Here is a 19,949-nt window from a genome sequence, read left to right on the forward strand (position 1 = left end):
ACGTAGGACAGGACAGCGATTATCCAATCGCTGCCGCAATCTGCTGCTTCACGTTCATGCCATCGCGTTCCTTTTCCGCGAAGACATAGATCCCTTTGCCGTTGCTGGCCTCCTGCCAGAGCTGTCCAATCGCCCGCTTTTCATTCGAATCCGCGACGAGGTGGTCGCCCTTGTATTCGACGACCAGCAAGCGCCCGTCCTTCAACTTGGCGACAAAGTCGGGATAGGTGCGTCCCCCGGCGAGTGGCAACCAGAAGGCATCCGCGTGCCTGGCCACGTTACGGACCCAGAATTCCACCTCAGCAATGCTGTCGAGTTGCTGGGCCGCCTTGAACTCATCACCATCAGCGCCATCGTCACCCTTGCCGTCGAAGCGCGGTACGCGGTCCCACCCGAGATAATGCTTGGTGAACCGGTATTTGGTTCCGCGATAACAGGGCACGCCGGCGAACATGCCATCGTGGAACCGGAAGCCGTTCTCGAACGACAACTCCGGCTTTGCTTCCGGCGCGAACAGGCATCGCTGGTACACGCCCTTGCGCACCTCGGCCCGGATCGCCGCGATCTTCTCGCGCAGTTTGCGGGCCAAGATGAACCGGCAACGCATCAGAGCGGCGAGCGGGATCCCGCGCGGGCCGGTGAGGAAGGCGACCACGTCGCTCAGCCAGGCGACCATTTCACCATGGCCGATCGCGCTGTCCGCCTGCCGTACCTGTTTAGCGAGCAAGTTGACGAGGCCGCCGGCCGTCCAGCCATCGACTGGCACGTCGAGCATCAACTGATCGGATTGATCGCTATGCCGGACGAGCAGGTGATCGCCATCGAGGTCGATCTCGAAAGCTTCAGACGTGTCGCGCACGTCGAATTCCGCTTTGCTCAGCTGCCCCGAATGATCCGCCAGCGACCATTCGAAATATTCGCCCAGAACATCGGTATCGGCGAAAACCAACTCGCCCTGCACGGCCGCCATCAGGCGAGGCACGACGAATTCCTCACCCTTCTCAGCCGGAGAGGCGTTGTGCGCATGCTCCAGCTCGTGCTGGGCAATGGCCTCGCGAACCACGTTTGCCGCCTTTTCCGGCAGGGCGGCGTAGATTACATCCTTTTCCGCCTGCCGCAGGAACCCCGTCACGGTGATCACAGGCGATCCACCCGGCGCCGCTTCGATCTTCACCTTTTCGGGCGCAGCGGCCTTCACTACGGCCAGCACATCCGGCGATGCATCGATCTCGATCCGTGCGGTGGGCTTGGGGCGCCGCTTCTCGCCCCACAGGCCCTCGTCTAGCGAACCCTGTTCGGCCTCGATGTTCGCCTCGGCTTCGCTTTCCTCGAAACCCATCTCGACCAGGCGGTCCCGCAGCGTATTCGCCGCCTCGGCAAACGACTTCGAGACGAGGTTCGCATAGGCCTTGTTGAGCACCGTGGACTTGCGCCGCGTGGCATAAGGCATGCGCAGCACGCGGCCGAGCAGCTGCTCCGCGTCCGTCGAGCTCTTGATGTTGGCAACTGAGCAGAAGACATAGGCGAATGAACAGTCCCAGCCTTCCTTCAGCGCCTCTACCGTGATGACATATTCGATCGGGCAATCGGGCTTGAACAGGTCGATCCCGTCCAGTTCGCGCTGATCCCCGGTGGCGACGGCAATGGCCTTGGGATCGATGTGGTGGGTGTCGATCAGGTGCTGGCGAAGCACGTCGACGGTCACTTCTCGGTTCCTGTCCTCGGCCTGGAACAGCACGATCGGGCGGATGTAGCCCGCGCGGTCCTTCACCGCTTCTTCCGCCAATTCGGCGCGCTTCATGATCGCGCCGGTAACTGCACCTTCCCACGTCTCGTGTTCCTCAAGCCGCACCGGCAGCTTGATCATCTGCGCGTCCTTCAGCTCCAGCGCGCTGACCGAATGGAGGATGTTGCTCTTCTTGTGCGGCGTGGCGGTGAATTCCACGATGGCGCAGGGATTCACGCGCTCCTGCACGGTGCGGGACAGGCCGGTGACGGCCTTGTGCGCCTCGTCCACGATCATCAGCGGCTGGCGCAGATGGCACAGGTTGGCGAAGCTGAAGCGGATGTCGTCTGGATGGCCACCAACCTTGGCGGCAACATCCGGCCCCAGTGTCTCCAGCCCGGCACGGCGTCGAGGCACCTCGCTGAACAGCGGTTCCAGCTCTTCATGATGGGCATAAACCTTGCGGCCGTCGGTGCTTTCCACCCGCAAGGTCTGCAGTGTGCCGACGACGATGCAGCAGTTGGCCGCAAGGTCGTGCGGGCGGATGCGGGTGAAATCGCCAATGTCGAAAATCCGCACGCGCCCACCGAACTGGTCGTCCAGCGCGCGGCGGTAGGGGTGCTTCGGATTGTTCAGCGCTTCTGCCGTCTGAGTGCGGATCATATTGGTCGGCACCAGCCACAGGACGAGCGGGAAATCTCGCTCGATCCACGCGTCCTTAGCGACGCCGATGGCGTGCGCGCCCAGCAGCGTCTTGCCGCCGCCGGTGGGCAGGCGCAGACAGACATAGGGCATTTCTTCCTGCCCCAGCAGCGCTTCATACTTGCCGCCATAGCCGCGCAGGCGCTTGGCTTGCTCCGGCTCCTGGGTGATCGCCTCATAGGCCGCTTTCGGCCCGCGCAGCCGTGCCTCCTCAAAGAAATGGCGCAGCACGCCCAGCGTGTCGATCTGATATTGCTTGAGTTGCATCAGCGGGCCCTCACGTCATAGGGGGTCTGCTTGAACAGGATGCCCTCGGCCTTCAGCGTTTCGGGCGACAGACGGCTAGCCTCGCCATAGACAGTCATCGGACCGGCGAATTCGCCGGCAGAACTGCGGATCATGCCCAGCGTCTTGCGTGTCAGAACATTGCCGCCCGACACGCTCTTGTCACCCAAAATGCCATTGTAGAGCAGGGCATAGCCCTGACCGTCGTGGCTGCCCAGAAACGGGCCGGTATGGACGCAAGTCATCGGCTGCCCGGTCTCCGCGAACCAGATGTGCGCTGCGAGCGGCGCAAAGGTCACGACGGGATTGATCGCACCGTCCGCATCGAACACCGCCTCACCAAGCCTGTAGAAAGCAAACCCGCCGCCGCCCTGCCAGCTGACGGCCTGCGAAATGCCACCTTGTTCACCCTCGATCACCTTTCGCAGACGCGGAGCGCAGTGGCTGACAGCGTGGTCGCCCATCTCGACGCCGATCCAGCGGCGGCCCAACTTGTGCGCGACGGCCGCAGTAGTCCCAGAACCAAGGAAGGAGTCGAGGACGAGGTCACCAGGTTTGGTGGCTATGTTAAGAATTCGCTCGAGCAACTGTTCTGGCTTCACAGTGTCGAACACCTCTACTCCAGGCAATAATTCGCGCTGATGAGCCTTTGCTTGGCGTGAAGTCTTCACATCCAGCAAGATCGTTGAGTGAGGACGAACTGGGTTGTCGGGTGCATATTCACGCGTGTAAGGCACCCAAACGGCCTGGCCTTGTCGCTCCCTCCGCTTCCAAATTAAAGCGTTGGCTGCAACAAGCGCATCTACTGTATCCTTTCCCAAGGACCACCGTGCTTCTCTTCCGTCATCGTGAATCGGGAGGACAGGGAACCCATCGGGACCAACTATTTCGAAAAACATCGACGGTCTATCGGTGCGAAGGCTGGCTTTGCCATTCTTCTTCAGCAGGCGATCTCTGTAACGCCTGCCCTCTGGTGTACGCTGAGGATAGGCGTCTAAGAGACTTTCATCGGACTTGCGCTCGAACGACGCCATTGCACGTTCATTACCATAAACGTGTATATATTCATGATCCGGTGTGATCTTGCTCTGATTTTCATTTGGGCTGTCAACTTTTTGCCAAATGAAACTGGTAATAAAGTTCCTGCGGTAGAAAACTTCGTCCATTACGACCTTAAGATAAGGCCCTTCATTGTCGTCGATCGACACCCAGATGCTGCCATCCTCGGCCAGTAACTCGCGCAGCAGCACCAGCCGTGGCCAGATCATTGCCAGCCACTGGCTGTGCTCCAGATTGTCGTCGTAATGCTCGAACGCTGATCTGGTGTTGTACGGCGGATCGATATAGATGCACTTCACCTGCCCTCGATAGTAGGGGAGCAGACTTTTCAGCGCCTCCAGGTTGTCGCCTTGGATCAGCATGTTGCCGGAAGCAGGATCACCGACAGACAGCGCGTCGTCCCGCTCCAGCAGCCGATAAGCCACGGCATCCGCGCTCTTCACGTCCTTTTCGCGCGTCAACCATGACAATGTCGGCATATAGTTGCTTTCCCTCCTGAACCTTGCTGTGCTTTACCGACGTCACATGGTCAGGGCAAACCAAGGCAGATGGATTTACCCGCGACAATAACCACCAAGGGGCCGACGCGGGTCACCCGGGCAAAAAGCAGGCGATCGACCCTCGGGGGGTCATCATCAGATAGGCCATGGTCGCCAGCGCGGCACCGACCAGGGCAACGCAGCCCACAATCGTCAAAACGCACCGATGCCAGCTTACCCGCTTGTCGAGCTCGTTGAACATTCCGACAAAATCGTCATGAACGGCTGCGTGATCGCGCTCAAGCCGCTCGCGCTGGCCCTTCATATCCGTGCCGATGGCCTCAAGCGTATGTCTCTGGTTCCTGATGGCCAGCCACAACAAACCGACAAATACCCAGGCACCGAGCAGCACGGCCGTGTTTGTCCAGAACGTGCTGTCACACCGGCCAGGGCTTTTCAATTGCGATGCGACCACGATCGTCGCCACCGGTATCCCGAGCAGCTGGCCTTGGATGTCGCTGATCGTCTTGTGAATCTTGCCGATGTAATCGAGGCGGGCGGCTTCAATCTCTTTCTTGATCCGTGAATAGGAAAAGCTGGATACGAACATCCGGTAGCCTTTCTCGACCTCCTCGCAGAGATGATCGAGGTTGGCGACGAGATGGACGAACCTGCGGGCACTTGGCTGGGCACGCGTCATCTCGATCACGGCATCAGCCAGCAGGCCATATTTCTCGTCCGTATGGATCTGGCCGTCCAGAACACGGTGCAGGCGCTGCGAAAGATGCTCGAGCGTAGATGGAAGGTCGGCCTCGGTGAACTCGACTGGAATCGCGATCTTTTCGGTGCCGATAAAGACCAGTTCCCGCTGCAATTCGCTCACATACGTTGCAGAATTGCGTAGTGCGGTAATGATGGTCAGCAAGGCACGATAGCGGGCCAACGCTGGGGGAACCAGTTCATCACCTGGCGCATAGCCGGGGTCGATGACGTAGTAGTTTTCGGGCTCGACGAATGCGGCCCCGGGTGTCCTGAACAAGGCATCGAAATTCTGGCAGAGATATCCGAGCTTGTGGCTCGGTGAGGCGATGTTGATCCGAACCTCTTGGCCGACATCGAACTCGGCAGCATCGACCAAGCTGATCTGGACCTGATCGTAGAGGTCCTGGTCGCTATCGATCGTGCGGAGCGTGGCTGCGATCTCTTCGCTGGCGACATAGAGAGCCCCACCGCCGTTGCCGTCGAAACGGGTGTGGCGATACAGCGCTATGAGGTCAGCGAAGCTAACGTCAGGCACTGCCAAGCCCTTCGGCACGCAACTGCGACACGAGGTCTTCAGGCAGTCCGGTCAGGGTCAGCGTATTGGCATTCGCATCGTAAATCACGGATCGGTTGCTGACCGCGTCACGATCAAACTCGACCTTCCATTGCTTCGTGCTGCCACGAAAGCGGACCAGAGAGGCCAATGCGCGGCGATCGGGTATGAAGCCATCGCTGAGGCCGCGGTCTGTATGAGCCAGATGATCCTTCAGGGGCTTCGGATCCTTGGGCATCAACTCATTCGCAAGAGCCTCGAACTCGATTTCCTCCCGATTTCGCGAAGCGCGTTCACAAATGGCTTTCGCACGTGCCAGGAAATCATTTCCCTCCGCTTCCGGCATGCCTGCTTCGACGACGAATTCCTTCAGAGCATTGACGAGATTGGTCGTATCGACCCGATCTTGCACGACGGAGTCGCAGCCCAGGAACTGACGGAAATATTCTGAGACATCCCCTTTGCCCTTCAGGAAACTGATGTACCGCTCTTCCTTCGCCGCCCAGGCCGTGAGGTTGATCCGCCCTGCGAACCTGAAACCTTCGAGATCGAGGTGGCTGACATCCTTCATGTCGCTCTGCGAGGTGAGCGCCGCGCTCAACTTGTCCGACACGATAGCTACAAGCAGATAATCACGAGCTTCCCGCCGGAAGTGGGCAAACAGGACATGGCCGCCTGTAGAAGCTGATCTGGCTTGGGCCTGGTTCCGAAGCGTTTCCATCATGCGCGTCGTCAGGCGGAGGAAATCCTTCTCGAGATCCTCGACATAGTCGCGAACCTGATCCTGGGTGGGGTAACCTTCAGCTGTGGTGAACTTGCCGTGGCTCTTTGTGGCTCGGCGATTGTAGAGATCGTACAGCTCATCGATCACCCGCTGCGTGGTTTTCGTCACAGCCAAGGTCTTCGTAGCCGGCTTGACCTGGTAGGCGCCGTCATGACGCTCCAGATCGTGAACGGCCATTGCTACGATTTCATTCAAGGCCGTACTCCATTATCGATAAAACAGATCGGCTTGGGCATAAACCGACATGGAAAAATGAGTAGTAAATTTCGTGTCCGGTTCGCAATGGCCGATGCCCGAGAACAGTAAAATTTTCACCGAACCCTTGTTAATCCTTCGCCATGCTGCGGCCCATGACAATCTCGTATTGAACCCTGTCTTTTGTCTGACCAGCGTTCCCTGAAGGAGCGCAGTCATGTCAGGAACCCGCATTCTCTGGGGGCAGATCGCCGCCGTTCTGTTCATCGTGATAGTTGGTGTCTGGGGAGCCACCCAATGGACGGCAGCGGCTCTGGCATATCAGCCCGAGCTGGGAGCACCGATGGGCTTTGCCTTCGGTCACCCGATCTATCCGCCGCCGGCGATTTTCTGGTGGTGGTTCAGCTTCGAAGCTTATGCCCCAGGGGTCTTCGAAACAGGCGGCATGATTGCTGCTGCCAGCGGGCTTGCCGCCGTCGCTGTCGCCATCGCGATGTCGGTCTGGCGGGCGCGCGAAATGAAACGGACGGCGACGTTCGGCTCCGCACGATGGGCTGATGGGGCCGAGATTGCTGGCGCGGGACTGCTCGGCGATCATGGTGCCGTGCTGGGCCAGTACGAACAGAGCTATCTTCGTCACGACGGTCCGGAGCACGTTCTCTGCTTCGCACCGACCCGCAGCGGCAAGGGCGTCGGGCTTGTCATCCCGACCCTGCTGACCTGGCCTGCCTCAGCCATCATCCATGACATCAAGGGCGAAAACTGGAACCTCACTGCCGGTTTTCGCTCGCAGTTCAGCCGGGTCCTGTTGTTCGATCCGACGAATGCCAACTCGGCAGCCTACAACCCCTTGCTGGAAGTGCGGCGCGGCGTAACCGAAGTCCGCGATGTCCAGAACATCGTCGACGTGCTGGTCGATCCCGAAGGCTCACTCGAACGCCGCAATCACTGGGAGAAGACCAGCCATTCGCTGCTCGTCGGCGCGATCCTTCACGTGCTCTACGCCGAACCGGACAAGACCCTTGCCGGAGTGGCGGCCTTCCTATCGGACCCCCGCCGCACCATCGAGGCGACGCTGACCACCATGATGGCGACGCCCCACCTGGGCGAGGCCGGAGTCCATCCGGTGGTCGCCAGTGCTGCCCGCGAATTGCTCAACAAATCCGAGAACGAGCGGTCCGGCGTCCTGTCGACGGCCATGTCCTTCCTTGGTCTCTATCGCGATCCGGTCATCGCCGAGGTCACCCGGCAATGCGATTGGCGGATCATGGACCTGGTGTCGGGCAAGCAGCCGGCGACCCTCTACCTTGTGGTGCCGCCTTCCGACATCAGCCGGACCAAGCCGCTTATCCGTCTGATCCTCAATCAGGTCGGGCGGCGCCTGACCGAAGAACTTGAGGTGAACAGCAAGCGGCAACGCGTCCTGCTGATGCTGGACGAGTTCCCCGCGCTGGGGCGGCTCGACTTCTTCGAGAGCGCGCTGGCCTTCATGGCGGGCTATGGCCTCAAGGCCTTTCTGATCGCCCAGTCGCTGAACCAGATCGAGAAGGCCTATGGGCAAAACAACGCCATCCTCGACAATTGCCATGTCCGGGTCTGCTTCGCCACGAACGACGAGCGCACCGCCAAGCGGGTTTCGGATTCGCTGGGCACGGCCACGGAAATGCGCGCCATGAAGAACTATGCCGGGCACCGGCTGTCGCCCTGGCTTGGCCACCTGATGGTATCGCGCTCCGAAACGGCCCGGGCCTTGTTGACGCCGGGCGAGATCATGCAGCTGCCGCCGGATGACGAGATCGTGATGCTGGCCGGGCTGCATCCGATCCGGGCGAAGAAGGCGCGCTATTTCAAGGATCGGCGACTGAGCGCACGCATCCTGCCGCCGCCAGAGTGCCGGAAGGCCGCACCAAACACCGCAAATGCCGGTGCCTGGGCGGATATGATCGTCCAGTCGCCAACAGCGCAGAAGCACCCGGCTCCGTTGGACGACGACGATTGTGACGCGGACAATGGCGGCATCAGGCGGGAGCCGGAACTTCCGGAGCATGAGGAGATCGTCCTCCCGCCGCGCGTGGTCAGCGAATTCGAGTTCGAGGAACCGATGATCGAGGAAGACCTGGCGCAAAGCCGGCGGCAAGCTGACCGCATGCGGACCGTTGCCCGGGCGGCGGCGCTTGATCCTGGCGACGGGATCGATCTGTGAAGCGCACCCGCCACACCTTCCGCCTGCCGCCGGAGCTTGCCGACCAGTTGGTTGACTATGCGTCGCGCAAACGGGTTTCGCAGGCCGCCGTAGTCGAGGCAGCGCTGGCATCTTTCCTCTCACCGGACAGTTCCGAACGAATGGAAGCCGCCTTCAGCCGGCGTCTAGACCGGATCTCAAGGCAGCTGGACAAGCTCGATTACCATGTCGAGGTCGGCAACGAGGCCATCGCCCTGTTCGTGCGGACCTGGCTCATCTCCAACCCGGCCTTGCCGGACAGCCAGCTTCCGGCAGCCCAAGCACAGGCCCAAGAGCGGTTTACGGCCTTTGTTTCGGCTCTCGCGCGGCGGATGGAGAGCGATCAGCGCCTCGCGCGGTAAGCCCCTGCCACTGAACCGTATGACGCACGGTTTCTGACATCTGCGGCTTCGTATGTCAGAAAGTGGCCAGTTTCTGATTTATCGAGCCTTTCAAACACGTCGCATCGGCGTCTGCTGGCAAACTACGCCGCAGTTTCTTTGGATTACCTGGGCTTTGCTCACGCCAAATGCTTGTTGCTCTGGCGTGATGTGATGCCCTTTTGATCCACCTCGTTACGCGCGCCGGTTGTCGGAGCGCGCAATTGCGAGGCAGCGATGAGCGTTATTCCGATCCGGTCCGAGGCCGCAACGCGCGGTGCGCGTATGCTGCGCACAGCGCTCGGGCCCGAGATCGGAGCTTGGCTTGAAGACCCGGTGGTCATTGAGGTCATGCTCAATCCCGACGGACGGCTATGGATCGACCGGCTGGGAGCCGGGATCGCCGATACGGGGAGCGGGATGTCCGCCGCCGATGGCGAGCGGATCATTCGGTTGGTCGCGCACCATGTCGGAGCCGAGGTCCATGCTGGCGCTCCGCGCGTTTCGGCGGAGCTGCCCGAGGGCGGCGAGCGGTTCGAGGGGCTTCTCCCGCCGGTTGTGGCCGCGCCGAGCTTTGCGATCCGCAAGCCGGCCGTCGCGGTGTTCACGCTGGCTGACTATGTCGCCGCCGGGATCATGGCGGACTGGCAGGCTAACGAACTGGTCCGCGCCGTGGCTACGCGCAAGAATATCCTCGTCGCCGGCGGGACCTCTACGGGCAAGACCACGCTCACTAATGCGCTGCTGGCCGAGGTCGCGACGACTTCGGACCGGGTTGTGCTGATCGAAGACACCCGCGAGTTGCAATGCGCTGCGCCCAACCTCGTGTCGCTGCGAACCAAGGACGGGGTGGCGACGCTGTCCGACCTGGTGCGCTCGGCCCTGCGGCTGCGTCCAGACCGAATCCCCATTGGCGAGGTGCGGGGGGCTGAAGCGCTCGATCTCCTTAAAGCCTGGGGCACAGGCCATCCCGGCGGGGTCGGTACGATCCACGCCGGCACAGCGCTTGGTGTCCTTCGTCGGATGGAACAACTGATCCAGGAATCGGTGGTGACCGTCCCGCGAGCTTTGATCGCCGAGACCATCGACGTGATCGCCGTGCTGGTCCGCGAAGGCACTGGTCGGCGGCTATCCGAACTCGCTGAAGTCCGCGGCCTCGATAGCCACGGCGACTACCAGATCCTTCCCATTTTCCCTCGATCCCAAGGAGACCTATGATGATGCAAACCCTTGTTCGCACCCGCTCCCGCGCTGCGACCGCCCTGCTTGGCGGCATGGTTGCCCTGGCCATTTCGAGCCCAGCCTATGCGGCAGGCTCGTCGATGCCCTGGGAAGCGCCGCTTCAGTCGATCCTGGAATCGATCCAGGGTCCGGTCGCCAAGATCATGGCGGTGATCATCATCATCGCGACCGGCCTGACGCTGGCCTTCGGCGACACTTCGGGTGGCTTTCGCCGACTGATCCAGATCGTGTTCGGACTGTCGATCGCGTTCGCCGCCTCGTCGTTCTTCCTGTCGTTCTTCTCGTTCGGCGGCGGGGCGCTGGTCTGATGGACCTTGGCCCACCCGAGGCCGTGCCGGGCTATGTGGTCCCGGTCCACCGCGCGCTGACCGAGCATATCCTGCTCGGCGGCGCGCCGCGCGGCCTCGCTATCGCCAATGCGACGCTCGCCGGAGCGGTTGGTCTCGGCCTCAGACTGTGGCTCGCCGGGATCGTCTTCTTCGCGCTCGGCCACATGGTCGCGGTCTGGGCAGCGCGGCGCGATCCCCAATTCGTCGATGTCGCCCGGCGGCATCTGCGCTTTCCCAATTACATGAGGGTTTGAGCCGATGCTTTCGCTTCGCGAATACCGGAACAAGGCCGACCGGCTTGCCGATTTCCTTCCCTGGGCGGCGCTCGTCGCGCCGGGTGTGGTGCTCAACAAGGATGGCAGCTTCCAACGCTCGGCCCGTTTTCGCGGCCCGGATCTGGATAGCGCGACGCCGTCGGAGCTGATTGCTACCACTGCGCGGCTCAACAGTGCGCTGCGTCGTCTCGGTTCTGGCTGGGCGATCTTCGTTGAAGCAGTGCGCCGTCCTGCACAGGACTACCCGGAAAGTGAGTTCCCCGATCCGGCCTCGGCGCTGGTCGAGCGCGAACGCGCGGCACAGTTCGCTGAGGAAGGCGCGCATTTCGAGAGCGGATATTTCCTGACCCTGCTGTGGATGCCGCCAGCCGAAGACGCCGCCCGCGCTGAGAGTTGGCTCTATGAGGGCAAGGCCGAGAAGGGCATCAATCCCAAGGAACTGCTCGATCTCTTCATTGATCGTACCGACCGGCTGCTGCGCCTGATCGAGGGCTTCGTGCCCGAGGCGCGCTGGCTCGATGACAGTGAAACGCTGACCTACCTCCACAGCTGCATCTCGACCCGCAGCCACCGCGTGCGCGTACCCGAGACCCCGATGCATCTCGACGCGCTGCTGGCCGACGAGCCGCTGACCGGCGGGCTCGAACCAATGCTCGGCCGCGCACACCTGCGCACGCTGACGATCGTGGGTTTCCCAAGCGCAACCTTCCCGGGCCTGCTCGACGAACTCAACCGACTCGCCTTCGCCTATCGCTGGTCGACCCGCGCGGTGATGCTCGACAAGACCGACGCGACCAAATTGCTCGGAAAGATCCGCCGGCAATGGTTCGCCAAACGCAAATCGGTTGCCAGCATCCTCAAGGAAGTGATGACCAACGAGGCTTCGACGCTGCTCGACAGCGATGCTTCGAACAAGGCCGCCGATGCCGACGCCGCGCTGCAGGAGCTTGGCGCCGATCATGTCGGCCAGGCCTATGTTTCGGCGACCGTCACCGTGTGGGACGACGACCCCGCGCTCGCCGCCGAGAAGCTGCGCCTTGTCGAGAAGGTGATCCAGGGCCGTGACTTCACGGTGATCGTCGAAGGCATGAACGGCATCGAAGCCTGGCTCGGTTCCTTGCCGGGACACGTTTACGCCAACGTCCGGCAACCCCCGATCTCGACGCTCAACCTTGCCCACATGATCCCGCTGTCGGCGGTGTGGGCCGGGCCGGAACGGGACGATCACTTTAATGCCGCCCCATTGTTCTATGCGCGGACCGAAGGTTCGACCCCGTTCCGGTTCTCGCTTCATGTCGGCGATGTCGGCCATACGCTGATCGTCGGGCCGACCGGTGCAGGCAAATCGGTCCTGCTCGCGCTGATGGCGCTGCAGTTCCGCCGCTACGAGCGCGCCCAGGTCTTCGCCTTCGATTTCGGCGGTTCGATCCGGGCCGCTGCGCTTGCCTGTCGCGGCGACTGGCAGGATCTCGGCACCAGTCTGGCCGATGGTGGTCTTGGCGCGGTGCTCTTGCAGCCGCTCGCGCGGATCGATGAACCTGCCGAGCGCAACTGGGCAGCGGAATGGCTCCAGGCGATCCTCGCTTCCGAGGGCGTCACGGTTGATCCGGTAACGAAGGAGCATCTCTGGTCGGCGCTGACTTCGCTGAGCACCGCGCCGATCGGCGAGCGCACCCTGACCGGGCTCGCGGTGCTGCTCCAAAGCCAGGCACTGAAGCAGGCTCTTGCACCCTATTGCATCGGCGGTCCGTTCGGTCGGCTGCTCGATGCCGAGGCCGAGCATCTGGGTGAAGCGAGTTTCCAGGCGTTCGAAACCGAAGGGCTGACCGGCTCCACAGCAGCGCCCGCAGTGCTCTCCTACCTTTTCCACCGCATCGAAGGGCGGCTCGACGGATCACCGACGATGATCATCATCGACGAGGGCTGGCTGGTGCTAGACAGCCCGGCCTTCGCCGCGCAATTGCGCGAGTGGCTCAAGACTCTGCGCAAGAAGAACGCGAGCGTGGTCTTCGCGACCCAGAGCCTCGCCGATATCGAGACCAGCGCGATTGCGCCTGCGATCATCGAGAGCTGTCCGACCCGCATCTTCCTCCCCAACGAGCGCGCGGTCGAACCGCAAATCCTGTCGATCTATCGCAGGTTCGGCCTCAACGATCGCCAGATCGAAATCGTCGCGCGGGCCGCACCCAAGCGCGACTATTACTGCCAGTCGGCACGCGGCAACCGCCTGTTCGAACTGGGGCTCGGAGAGGTTGCGCTCGCGTTCACCGCGACCTCGTCGAAGACCGACCAGTTGGCGATCGGCGAATTGACCGATGCGCATGACCCCTCCGGCTTTGCTGCCGCCTGGCTGCGCCATCGCGGCCTCGCCTGGGCCGCCGACATGCTTCCTGAACCTATCCCCCCTGTCTGCAGCCACGCTGCGGGCCAACCCAAGGAGTAGTGCCCATGAAATCCTCTATCCGCCAGGCTCTGGTCGCGGGTGCCGCGATCCTGTCGCTGACCGCGACCGCGTTGGTCCCGGCACCCGCCTATGCTCAGTTCGGCGGGATCGTCTACGATCCTTCGAACTATGCACAGAACGTGCTCACCGCAGCGCGCACGCTCGAGCAGATCAATAACCAGATCCGGCAGCTGCAGAACCAGGCCACCTCGCTGATCAACGAGGCGCGCAACCTTGCGAGCCTGCCGACGACTGTTCTCGCCCCCCTGCAGCAGCAGATCCAGCAGACCCAGCAGCTTCTCAGCCAGGCGCAGCGGATGGCGTACAACGTCCAGCAGATCCAGACCGAGTTCGCGCGCCAGTACAAGGCGATGGACCTGACCGCGCCGCAGGCCGCGATGGTCCAGGGTGCGGAGAGCCGCTGGCAGAACAGCGTCGCGGCGTTCGAGGATGCGCTCAAGGTCCAGGCCGGCGCGGTCGCAAACATCGAGGGCACGCGGAGCGCGGTGACCGATCTCGTCACCGCAAGCCAGTCGGCAACCGGCGCCCTCCAGGCCGCACAGGCCGGCAATCAGCTGCTCGCGGTGCAGTCGCAGCAGCTCGCTGACCTGATTGCGAGCGTCACCTCGCTTGGCCGGGCGCAGACGCTCGATGCGGCGAGCAGCGCGGCCGCCAAGGCGCAGGCCCGCGAACAGCTGCGCCGCTTCCTCGCTCCCGGCCGCGGCTATGTCGCGACCTCGGTTCAGATGTTCCGGAACTGACGCATATGGACACCAAGCTCTTCGCGCGGATCGGAGCTGGGGCTTTCGTCGCCGTGGCCCTCACCATGACCGCGCTCCAGCTGCGCGAAGAGCGCAAGGTCTCGCTGCCCGAGATCATCACGGTCGCCGAACCCGACGGCGATCCCCTTGCCGCGACCCTGCGCGACTGCGGCGCGCAGGGCGAGCAGGCGTTGGAATCGCCCATCTGCCGGGCAGCCTGGGTCGAGAAGCGGCGGCGGTTCCTGGGCAAGCCCGCTGGCGCAGTAGCTGCAACGGAAGAGGCATCCGAAGCCCCGGAGCCCGCCGAGCCATTCTCCTTCGAGTCCCAGCCCGCAAAGGATCACTGACATGGGTGGCACCGGCGTCGTCGACCGCTTCCTCGACATCTTTTCGCGCTACATCGACAGCGGCTTCGGGCTGCTTCACGGCGAGGTCGCATTCATTGCGACGACGCTGATCGTGATCGACGTGACGCTCGCCGCACTGTTCTGGACGTGGGGTGAGAGCGACGATGTCATCGCCCGCCTGGTCAAGAAGACGCTGTTCGTGGGCGTGTTCGCCTACATCATTGGCAACTGGAACAACCTCGCCCGCATCGTCTTCGAAAGCTTCGCTGGGCTAGGTCTCAAGGCCAGCGGGACGGGCTTCTCCACCGCCGAATTGCTGCAGCCCGGCAGGGTCGCACAGGTCGGGCTCGATGCCGCGCACCCGCTGCTTGATTCCATCTCGGACCTGATGGGCTTCGTCAGCTTCTTCGAGAACTTCCTCCAGATCGTGATCCTGCTGGTCGCCTGGGCGGTGGTCATCATCGCCTTCTTCATCCTCTCGATCCAGCTGTTCATCACCCTTATCGAGTTCAAACTAACCACGCTGTGCGGGTTCGTGCTCATCCCGTTTGGTCTGTTTGGCAAGACCGCGTTCATGGCCGAACGCGTGCTTGGCAATGTCGTCTCCTCAGGGATCAAGGTGCTGGTGCTCGCAGTGATCGTCGGCATCGGTTCGACCATCTTTTCCGAGTTCACCAGTGCGATTTCGGGTGAGCCGACGATCGAAGATGCGCTGTCGATCATGCTCGCCAGCCTCGCACTGCTTGGCCTTGGCATCTTCGGCCCCGGCATAGCCAACGGGATCGTCTCGGGCGGACCGCAGCTTGGTGCCGGTGCTGCTGCAGGCACCGCGCTACTGGCAGGTGGCGCGGCCGCTGGCGCGGTCGCCGGTGCAAGGATGGCGGGCGGCGCAGTCGCCAATGCCGCATCCAACGTCGCGCATGGCACCTCGCGCGCCGCAGGCGGCGCGACCATGGCCTATGCGCTCGGCTCTGCCGGCAAGTCCGGCGCGTCAGCAGTCGGTTCGGGCATGGCGGCGGTTGGCGACGCGGCAGTCGGCGCCGCGACCTCGCCGCTGCGAAAAGCTGGCGACAGCATGAAGCAGTCGTTCCGCGATGGCAGCCGCGCAGCAATCACCAACACGGGCGGCACGATTACCCCCGGACCCAACACGCCGACACCCCCGCCTGCCGAACCCGATCAGGGCCAACCGGCCTGGGCCAAAGCGATGAAGAACCGCCAGACCATCACCCACAGCGCCACGCTCGCCGCCCACACATTGAAGGCCGGCGACAGCCACGGCGGCGGTGCCTCCATCGACACTTCGCAAAAGGACTGACGCATGTTTCGACGCCCAACGATTCGCTACGGCAAGACCCCCGAACCCGAAACGCCTTACCAGCGCGCCGCGCAGATCTGGGATGACCGGATCGGCTCGGCCCGCATCCAGGCACGCAGTTGGCGGCTCGCCTTCTTTGGGACGCTTGGTCTTTCGACCTGCCTCACCGGCGGGATCATCTGGCAAGGCGCGCGCGGCAGCATCGTTCCCTGGGTCGTGCAGGTCGATAAGCTAGGTGAGGCGCAGGCCGTCGCCCCGGCCGATGTCGCCTTTGCGCCGAGCGACCCGCAGGTCGCGTTCCATCTCGCGCGGTTCATCGAACAGGTCCGGTCGATCCCCGAAGATCCGATCGTTGTGCGCCAGAACTGGCTGCGCGCCTACGATTTCGCCACCGACAAGGGTGCGCTGGCACTCAACGATTACGCCCGCACCAACGACCCGTTTGCCCTGATCGGCAAGGAACAGGTCGGGGTCGATGTCACCAGCGTCATCCGTGCTTCGCCGACCAGCTTTCGCGTCGCCTGGGTCGAACGGCGCTACCGTGACGGAAGTCTGGCCGAGACGAGCCGCTGGACAGCGATCCTCACGACAGTGGTCTTGCCCCCGCGCACTCCCGATGCCCTGCGCAAGAACCCGCTCGGCATCTTCGTCAACGCCATCAACTGGTCGAAGGAACTCGGATCATGATCAGCACCCAATACCGCGCCCTGCGCGCACTCCCCCTTGCCATGCTCGTCGGCAGCGCTGCCCTTTCTTCAGTTACGTGGGCCAAGGACCAGCCCGCATCGCCTGTGCTGCCCAACGAGGTCGCACAGGCCAACCCCTCCGCGGGGACCGTCGTGGCCATCCCGGTGCCGCTTCCGCTCCCTGGCCAGCTCCAATTCCTTCCGCGGCGCATCCCTCCCCACGCCGCGGGCCGCTCCCACCCGCCGCAAAGTCGCCCCACTCTGCGGGACCGGGTGGGAGCGGCAATGGAGGCCGCGCGGATCCAGCCCGAGCGCGCCGGGTTCGTGAATGCGATCCAGGTGTTTCCCTATACCGAAGGCGCGCTCTATCAGATCTACGCCAAGCCCGGCCAGGTGACCGACATTGCGCTGCAGGAAGGCGAGCAACTCGTCGGCTCGGGGCCAGTCGCCGCTGGCGACACGGTGCGATGGATGATCGGCGACACTGTCAGTGGCATTGGTCCTGCGTCGCGGGTGCATATCTTGGTCAAACCGATCCGCCCCGACATCGCGACCAACATCGTGATCAACACCGACCGGCGAACCTATCATCTTGAACTCAGGGCCAATCCGTCAGTCTACATGGCATCGGTCTCGTGGACCTATCCGCAGGACCAGTTGATCGCGCTGCGTCAGGCGCGCGCCGAAGCCGAACGAACCGCGCCGATCGCGGCGGGCATGGACCTTGCCGCACTCAACTTCCGCTATGGGATCGAAGGTGACAAGCCTGAGTGGCGTCCCTTGCGCGCGTTTGATGACGGCGTCCGCGTGTTCATCGAGTTTCCGGAAAGCGTAGCGCAAAGCGAGTTGCCACCGCTGTTCGTGATCGGCGCCAAGGGCGAAGCCGAACTGGTCAACTACCGGGTCGCGGGCCGCTACATGATCGTCGACCGGCTGTTTGGCGCGGCCGAACTCCGGCTCGGCGGACGCAAGGGGCAGGACAAGGTACGGATCGTCGTCCAGCGCAGGGGGCGGGCATGACCGATACGGACAATGAAGTCGGCACCGATGAGCGCTTGGGAGCGCCACTGGCCGATCCCGCCAGCGCGGTGAAGCTACGCGGGGATCCGCCGCGGGTCATGCGGCTGTCGCGCAAGGCCATCGGGATCGCTTCGGCCAGCGCCTTCGCGATCATAGGTGGCGCGCTGATCTATGCGCTGCAGCCACAGACCCACAAGGGCAGCAATGAACTCTACAACACCGGCGGCATGGCGGTGGCCGACACCCTCGCCGCTGCGCCCAAGGACTACGGTCAGGTGCCCAAACTTGGACCAGCGCTCCCCGGAGATCTCGGCAAACCGATCCTCGACGCGCAGCGGCGTGGCGATGTGGCGGCGCTGCCTCCAGTTGGAACGCCGCCGCCCAATCCTGCCGCAAATGCAGCCGAAGCCGCACGTCAACGCACCTTGCAGGAGCGCGAGGCCGCGCAAGGTAGCCGCCTGTTCTTCGCTGGGTCAGCGGGTGCTGCCGGTGCCAGTAGCAATGCGCTTCCGGATGTGGCGGACATAGGTTCTGCTCAGCCTGCTGCGCAATCCGGACCCAAGGCCGACGCTGATCGGCATCGGGCATTCCTCGACCGCGCCAGCGACCGGCGCACGGTGTCGAGCGAACGGCTTGGCGGATTGGTCTCGCCTAATGTCGTGCAGGCCGGTTCGATCATCCCGGCCGCACTCATCACCGGCATCCGCTCCGACCTGCCTGGTCTCGTCACCGCGCAGGTCACCGAGAATGTTTACGACAGCCCGACCGGGCGCATCCTGCTGATACCGCAGGGGTCGCGTCTCATCGGCGAATATGATGCCGATGTCGCCTTTGGTCAGAGCCGGGTGCTCCTCGCCTGGAACCGGCTGATCCTCCCTGATGGTCGCTCGATCGTGCTCGAACGCCAGCCTGCGGCCGATCCAAGCGGGTTTGCCGGACTGCAGGACGGCACCGACTACCACTGGGGCGGCGTGTTCAAGGCAGCGCTGGTTTCAACCTTGCTGGGCGTGGGTTCAGAAGCTGGTGCTGGCAATGACAGCGACCTTGCTCGCGCGATCCGGCGAGGAACGCAGGACAGTGTCGCCCGCGCCGGCGAACAGGTTGTCAGCCGCGAACTCAATATCAAGCCGACCATAATCATCCGCCCCGGATTTCCAGTGCGGGTGCTGGTGACGCGCGATCTGGTGCTGGGAGCGGACTGATGACGAGACTGAAGTTGTCTGATCTGGCTGACGAAAAGCCTCTACGCATCACCGTGGAATTGCCAGCCCGGCTGCACCGCGAACTGCTGGCCTATGCGGTGGCGCTGAATGATGGCGAGGCTAAAGGTGCGCCGCCGCCGGAGCGGCTGATCCCGCCAATGCTCGAGCGATTCATCGCGACCGATCGAAGCTACTCGAAAGGGCGGCGCGCGGCTCAGCCAGGATAGCGTTCCTCAATCAGTTTGAAGAAGCGCTTCAGGGCCGGGTTTTGGTTGTCGTCGCGCCAATAGACCGCGTATTCCAGCCGAGCAGGTCCCACCGAGTCATAGATCTCTAGGAACTGCAGTTCGGGCCAGGCGATGCCCTGTGAGGCTTCCGTTGCAATGGTAATGAACCGTTTGGCCGTCACCATGCTCAACACGCTCTCGAGGCTCGTGTCCTGATAGATGATGGCGGGCCGAAAACCTTGCTCGGTCAGGCGAGCGGATAGGAGATTGCCCAGGATTGGGCCTATGCCAGCCGTCGGTACAACAAAGACCTCGCGGCGCAGATCCTGCCAGTAGATCCGTTCTCGCTCAGCCAGCGAATTGTCGGACAATAGCACGGCGAACAGGCGCTCCGACCAAAGTGGCCGTGATTTGATCCCGGCCTCAACCAAACCAATCGGGGCGATTACGACATCGATCGTTCGAGACTGCAACCCATGGAGGAGCTTCTCGGGTCCGGCTTCTATCCCGTCGAACTGGACGTCGGGAAAGCGAGTAAGGTAATCCGAGAAGGCAAGTTTGAGGTTGCCGGAAACCAAGGGCGAACAATAACCCACCGCGATCCTGCCTTGCAGGCCATAGCTGACGTTCCGGGCAGTGGTTTGAAGGTTGTCAACGTCGGTGACGATGCGCCGCGCTTGTTCGATGAACACACGGCCATTTTCTGTTGGCTCTGCACCTCTGGTAGTGCGTTCGAAGAGTTTGACGCCTAGCCGGTCTTCGAGTTGCAGGACCCGCTGGCTAAGGGTCGATTGCTTCACATTGAGCGCGGCAGCCGCGCGCGAGAAACTCTGCGTATCCGCAGTCATCACCGCATAGCGGAGTTGGCGGATATCGATGCTCACTCCCCAGCTAATTCCTTGTGAATGGGGATGGAACGGCTCCTCTGGCTCTTTCGGTCCAGACTTCCTTAG

18 protein-coding genes are annotated in these 19,949 nt (G+C 62.7%); 13 read left to right on the forward strand and 5 right to left on the reverse strand.

The genetic code is table 11. The annotated features are described in order from the left end of the window. Positions 1-19: 19 nt before the first annotated feature. The 4 genes from ACZ1JW_RS05220 to ACZ1JW_RS05235 form a co-directional block, all read right to left on the reverse strand. Entirely contained in the window at positions 20-2,695 is a 2,676-nt protein-coding gene (locus tag ACZ1JW_RS05220; protein WP_465142211.1) for a DEAD/DEAH box helicase, read from the reverse strand. Next, the gene (locus ACZ1JW_RS05225) at positions 2,695-4,251 is read right to left on the reverse strand and encodes a site-specific DNA-methyltransferase (RefSeq protein ID WP_465142212.1); all 1,557 of its coding nucleotides are present in this window, start codon (positions 4,249-4,251) and stop codon (positions 2,695-2,697) included. The genes ACZ1JW_RS05220 and ACZ1JW_RS05225 overlap by 1 nt, the downstream gene beginning before the upstream one ends. A 112-nt stretch (positions 4,252-4,363) precedes the next feature. Beyond that, complete coding sequence (locus ACZ1JW_RS05230; protein WP_465142213.1) at positions 4,364-5,554, reverse strand: hypothetical protein; 1,191 nt, start codon at positions 5,552-5,554, stop codon at positions 4,364-4,366. After that, positions 5,541-6,545 (reverse strand): nucleoid-associated protein, encoded by a 1,005-nt coding sequence (locus ACZ1JW_RS05235; RefSeq protein ID WP_465142214.1) that lies wholly within the window; start codon positions 6,543-6,545, stop codon positions 5,541-5,543. The genes ACZ1JW_RS05230 and ACZ1JW_RS05235 overlap by 14 nt, the downstream gene beginning before the upstream one ends. Before the next feature lie 217 nt (positions 6,546-6,762). Here ACZ1JW_RS05235 and ACZ1JW_RS05240 point away from each other — a divergent pair, with 217 nt between their 5' ends. The 13 genes from ACZ1JW_RS05240 to ACZ1JW_RS05300 all read left to right on the forward strand — a co-directional run bounded on the left by ACZ1JW_RS05240 (position 6,763) and on the right by ACZ1JW_RS05300 (position 18,996). Further along, complete coding sequence (locus ACZ1JW_RS05240) at positions 6,763-8,748, forward strand: conjugal transfer protein TraG (protein ID WP_465142215.1); 1,986 nt, start codon at positions 6,763-6,765, stop codon at positions 8,746-8,748. Further along, the gene (locus tag ACZ1JW_RS05245) at positions 8,745-9,128 is read left to right on the forward strand and encodes a CopG family transcriptional regulator (RefSeq protein ID WP_465142216.1); all 384 of its coding nucleotides are present in this window, start codon (positions 8,745-8,747) and stop codon (positions 9,126-9,128) included. The genes ACZ1JW_RS05240 and ACZ1JW_RS05245 overlap by 4 nt, the downstream gene beginning before the upstream one ends. 255 nt (positions 9,129-9,383) lie before the next feature. Continuing rightward, positions 9,384-10,364 carry a P-type conjugative transfer ATPase TrbB gene (gene trbB / locus ACZ1JW_RS05250; RefSeq protein ID WP_465142217.1) on the forward strand — a complete coding sequence of 327 codons (981 nt, stop codon included), beginning with the start codon at positions 9,384-9,386 and terminating at the stop codon, positions 10,362-10,364. 2 nt (positions 10,365-10,366) lie between these two features. Continuing rightward, on the forward strand, positions 10,367-10,696 hold the full coding sequence (locus ACZ1JW_RS05255; RefSeq protein ID WP_465142731.1) for a TrbC/VirB2 family type IV secretion system protein: 330 nt from the start codon (positions 10,367-10,369) through the stop codon (positions 10,694-10,696). Beyond that, positions 10,696-10,971: a VirB3 family type IV secretion system protein gene (locus tag ACZ1JW_RS05260; protein ID WP_465142218.1), complete on the forward strand. Its 276-nt coding sequence runs from the start codon at positions 10,696-10,698 to the stop codon at positions 10,969-10,971. The genes ACZ1JW_RS05255 and ACZ1JW_RS05260 overlap by 1 nt, the downstream gene beginning before the upstream one ends. Before the next feature lie 4 nt (positions 10,972-10,975). Further along, complete coding sequence (trbE, locus tag ACZ1JW_RS05265) at positions 10,976-13,435, forward strand: conjugal transfer protein TrbE (protein ID WP_465142219.1); 2,460 nt, start codon at positions 10,976-10,978, stop codon at positions 13,433-13,435. A 5-nt stretch (positions 13,436-13,440) separates the two neighbouring features. Then, complete coding sequence (trbJ, locus tag ACZ1JW_RS05270; RefSeq protein WP_465142220.1) at positions 13,441-14,196, forward strand: P-type conjugative transfer protein TrbJ; 756 nt, start codon at positions 13,441-13,443, stop codon at positions 14,194-14,196. A 5-nt stretch (positions 14,197-14,201) separates the two neighbouring features. Further along, complete coding sequence (gene trbK-alt, locus ACZ1JW_RS05275) at positions 14,202-14,543, forward strand: putative entry exclusion protein TrbK-alt (RefSeq protein WP_465142221.1); 342 nt, start codon at positions 14,202-14,204, stop codon at positions 14,541-14,543. A gap of 1 nt (position 14,544) precedes the next feature. Continuing rightward, positions 14,545-15,861: a P-type conjugative transfer protein TrbL gene (gene trbL, locus ACZ1JW_RS05280; protein WP_465142222.1), complete on the forward strand. Its 1,317-nt coding sequence runs from the start codon at positions 14,545-14,547 to the stop codon at positions 15,859-15,861. Positions 15,862-15,864: 3 nt separating this feature from the next. Then, on the forward strand, positions 15,865-16,548 hold the full coding sequence (gene trbF / locus ACZ1JW_RS05285) for a conjugal transfer protein TrbF (protein WP_465142223.1): 684 nt from the start codon (positions 15,865-15,867) through the stop codon (positions 16,546-16,548). A 41-nt stretch (positions 16,549-16,589) separates the two neighbouring features. After that, the gene (gene trbG / locus ACZ1JW_RS05290) at positions 16,590-17,567 is read left to right on the forward strand and encodes a P-type conjugative transfer protein TrbG (protein ID WP_465142732.1); all 978 of its coding nucleotides are present in this window, start codon (positions 16,590-16,592) and stop codon (positions 17,565-17,567) included. Next, complete coding sequence (locus ACZ1JW_RS05295; protein ID WP_465142224.1) at positions 17,564-18,769, forward strand: TraB/TrbI/VirB10 family type IV secretion system protein; 1,206 nt, start codon at positions 17,564-17,566, stop codon at positions 18,767-18,769. Before trbG ends, ACZ1JW_RS05295 begins: the two co-directional genes overlap by 4 nt. Next, a complete protein-coding gene (locus ACZ1JW_RS05300; RefSeq protein ID WP_465142225.1) occupies positions 18,769-18,996 on the forward strand; it encodes a DUF2274 domain-containing protein in 228 nt (75 codons plus the stop codon). Before ACZ1JW_RS05295 ends, ACZ1JW_RS05300 begins: the two co-directional genes overlap by 1 nt. Here ACZ1JW_RS05300 and ACZ1JW_RS05305 read toward each other — a convergent pair. Continuing rightward, positions 18,984-19,880: a LysR family transcriptional regulator gene (locus tag ACZ1JW_RS05305; RefSeq protein WP_465142226.1), complete on the reverse strand. Its 897-nt coding sequence runs from the start codon at positions 19,878-19,880 to the stop codon at positions 18,984-18,986. The genes ACZ1JW_RS05300 and ACZ1JW_RS05305 overlap by 13 nt on opposite strands. Positions 19,881-19,949: the final 69 nt, after the last annotated feature.

Source organism: Novosphingobium sp. BL-A-28-Hi1-0D (genome assembly GCF_055521755.1).

Bases quoted from the DNA above. Each gene is read 5' to 3' on its own strand.
- ACZ1JW_RS05240 (WP_465142215.1), top strand. From the start codon at position 6,763: ATGTCAGGAACCCGCATTCTCTGGGGGCAGATCGCCGCCGTTCTGTTC.
- ACZ1JW_RS05300 (WP_465142225.1), top strand. From the start codon at position 18,769: ATGACGAGACTGAAGTTGTCTGATCTGGCTGACGAAAAGCCTCTACGC.
- trbE (WP_465142219.1), top strand. From the start codon at position 10,976: ATGCTTTCGCTTCGCGAATACCGGAACAAGGCCGACCGGCTTGCCGAT.
- trbK-alt (WP_465142221.1), top strand. From the start codon at position 14,202: ATGGACACCAAGCTCTTCGCGCGGATCGGAGCTGGGGCTTTCGTCGCC.
- ACZ1JW_RS05220 (WP_465142211.1), bottom strand. From the start codon at position 2,695: ATGCAACTCAAGCAATATCAGATCGACACGCTGGGCGTGCTGCGCCAT.
- ACZ1JW_RS05260 (WP_465142218.1), top strand. From the start codon at position 10,696: ATGGACCTTGGCCCACCCGAGGCCGTGCCGGGCTATGTGGTCCCGGTC.
- ACZ1JW_RS05225 (WP_465142212.1), bottom strand. From the start codon at position 4,251: ATGCCGACATTGTCATGGTTGACGCGCGAAAAGGACGTGAAGAGCGCG.
- trbL (WP_465142222.1), top strand. From the start codon at position 14,545: ATGGGTGGCACCGGCGTCGTCGACCGCTTCCTCGACATCTTTTCGCGC.
- trbG (WP_465142732.1), top strand. From the start codon at position 16,590: ATGCTCGTCGGCAGCGCTGCCCTTTCTTCAGTTACGTGGGCCAAGGAC.
- ACZ1JW_RS05255 (WP_465142731.1), top strand. From the start codon at position 10,367: ATGCAAACCCTTGTTCGCACCCGCTCCCGCGCTGCGACCGCCCTGCTT.
- trbF (WP_465142223.1), top strand. From the start codon at position 15,865: ATGTTTCGACGCCCAACGATTCGCTACGGCAAGACCCCCGAACCCGAA.
- trbJ (WP_465142220.1), top strand. From the start codon at position 13,441: ATGAAATCCTCTATCCGCCAGGCTCTGGTCGCGGGTGCCGCGATCCTG.
- ACZ1JW_RS05295 (WP_465142224.1), top strand. From the start codon at position 17,564: ATGACCGATACGGACAATGAAGTCGGCACCGATGAGCGCTTGGGAGCG.
- trbB (WP_465142217.1), top strand. From the start codon at position 9,384: ATGAGCGTTATTCCGATCCGGTCCGAGGCCGCAACGCGCGGTGCGCGT.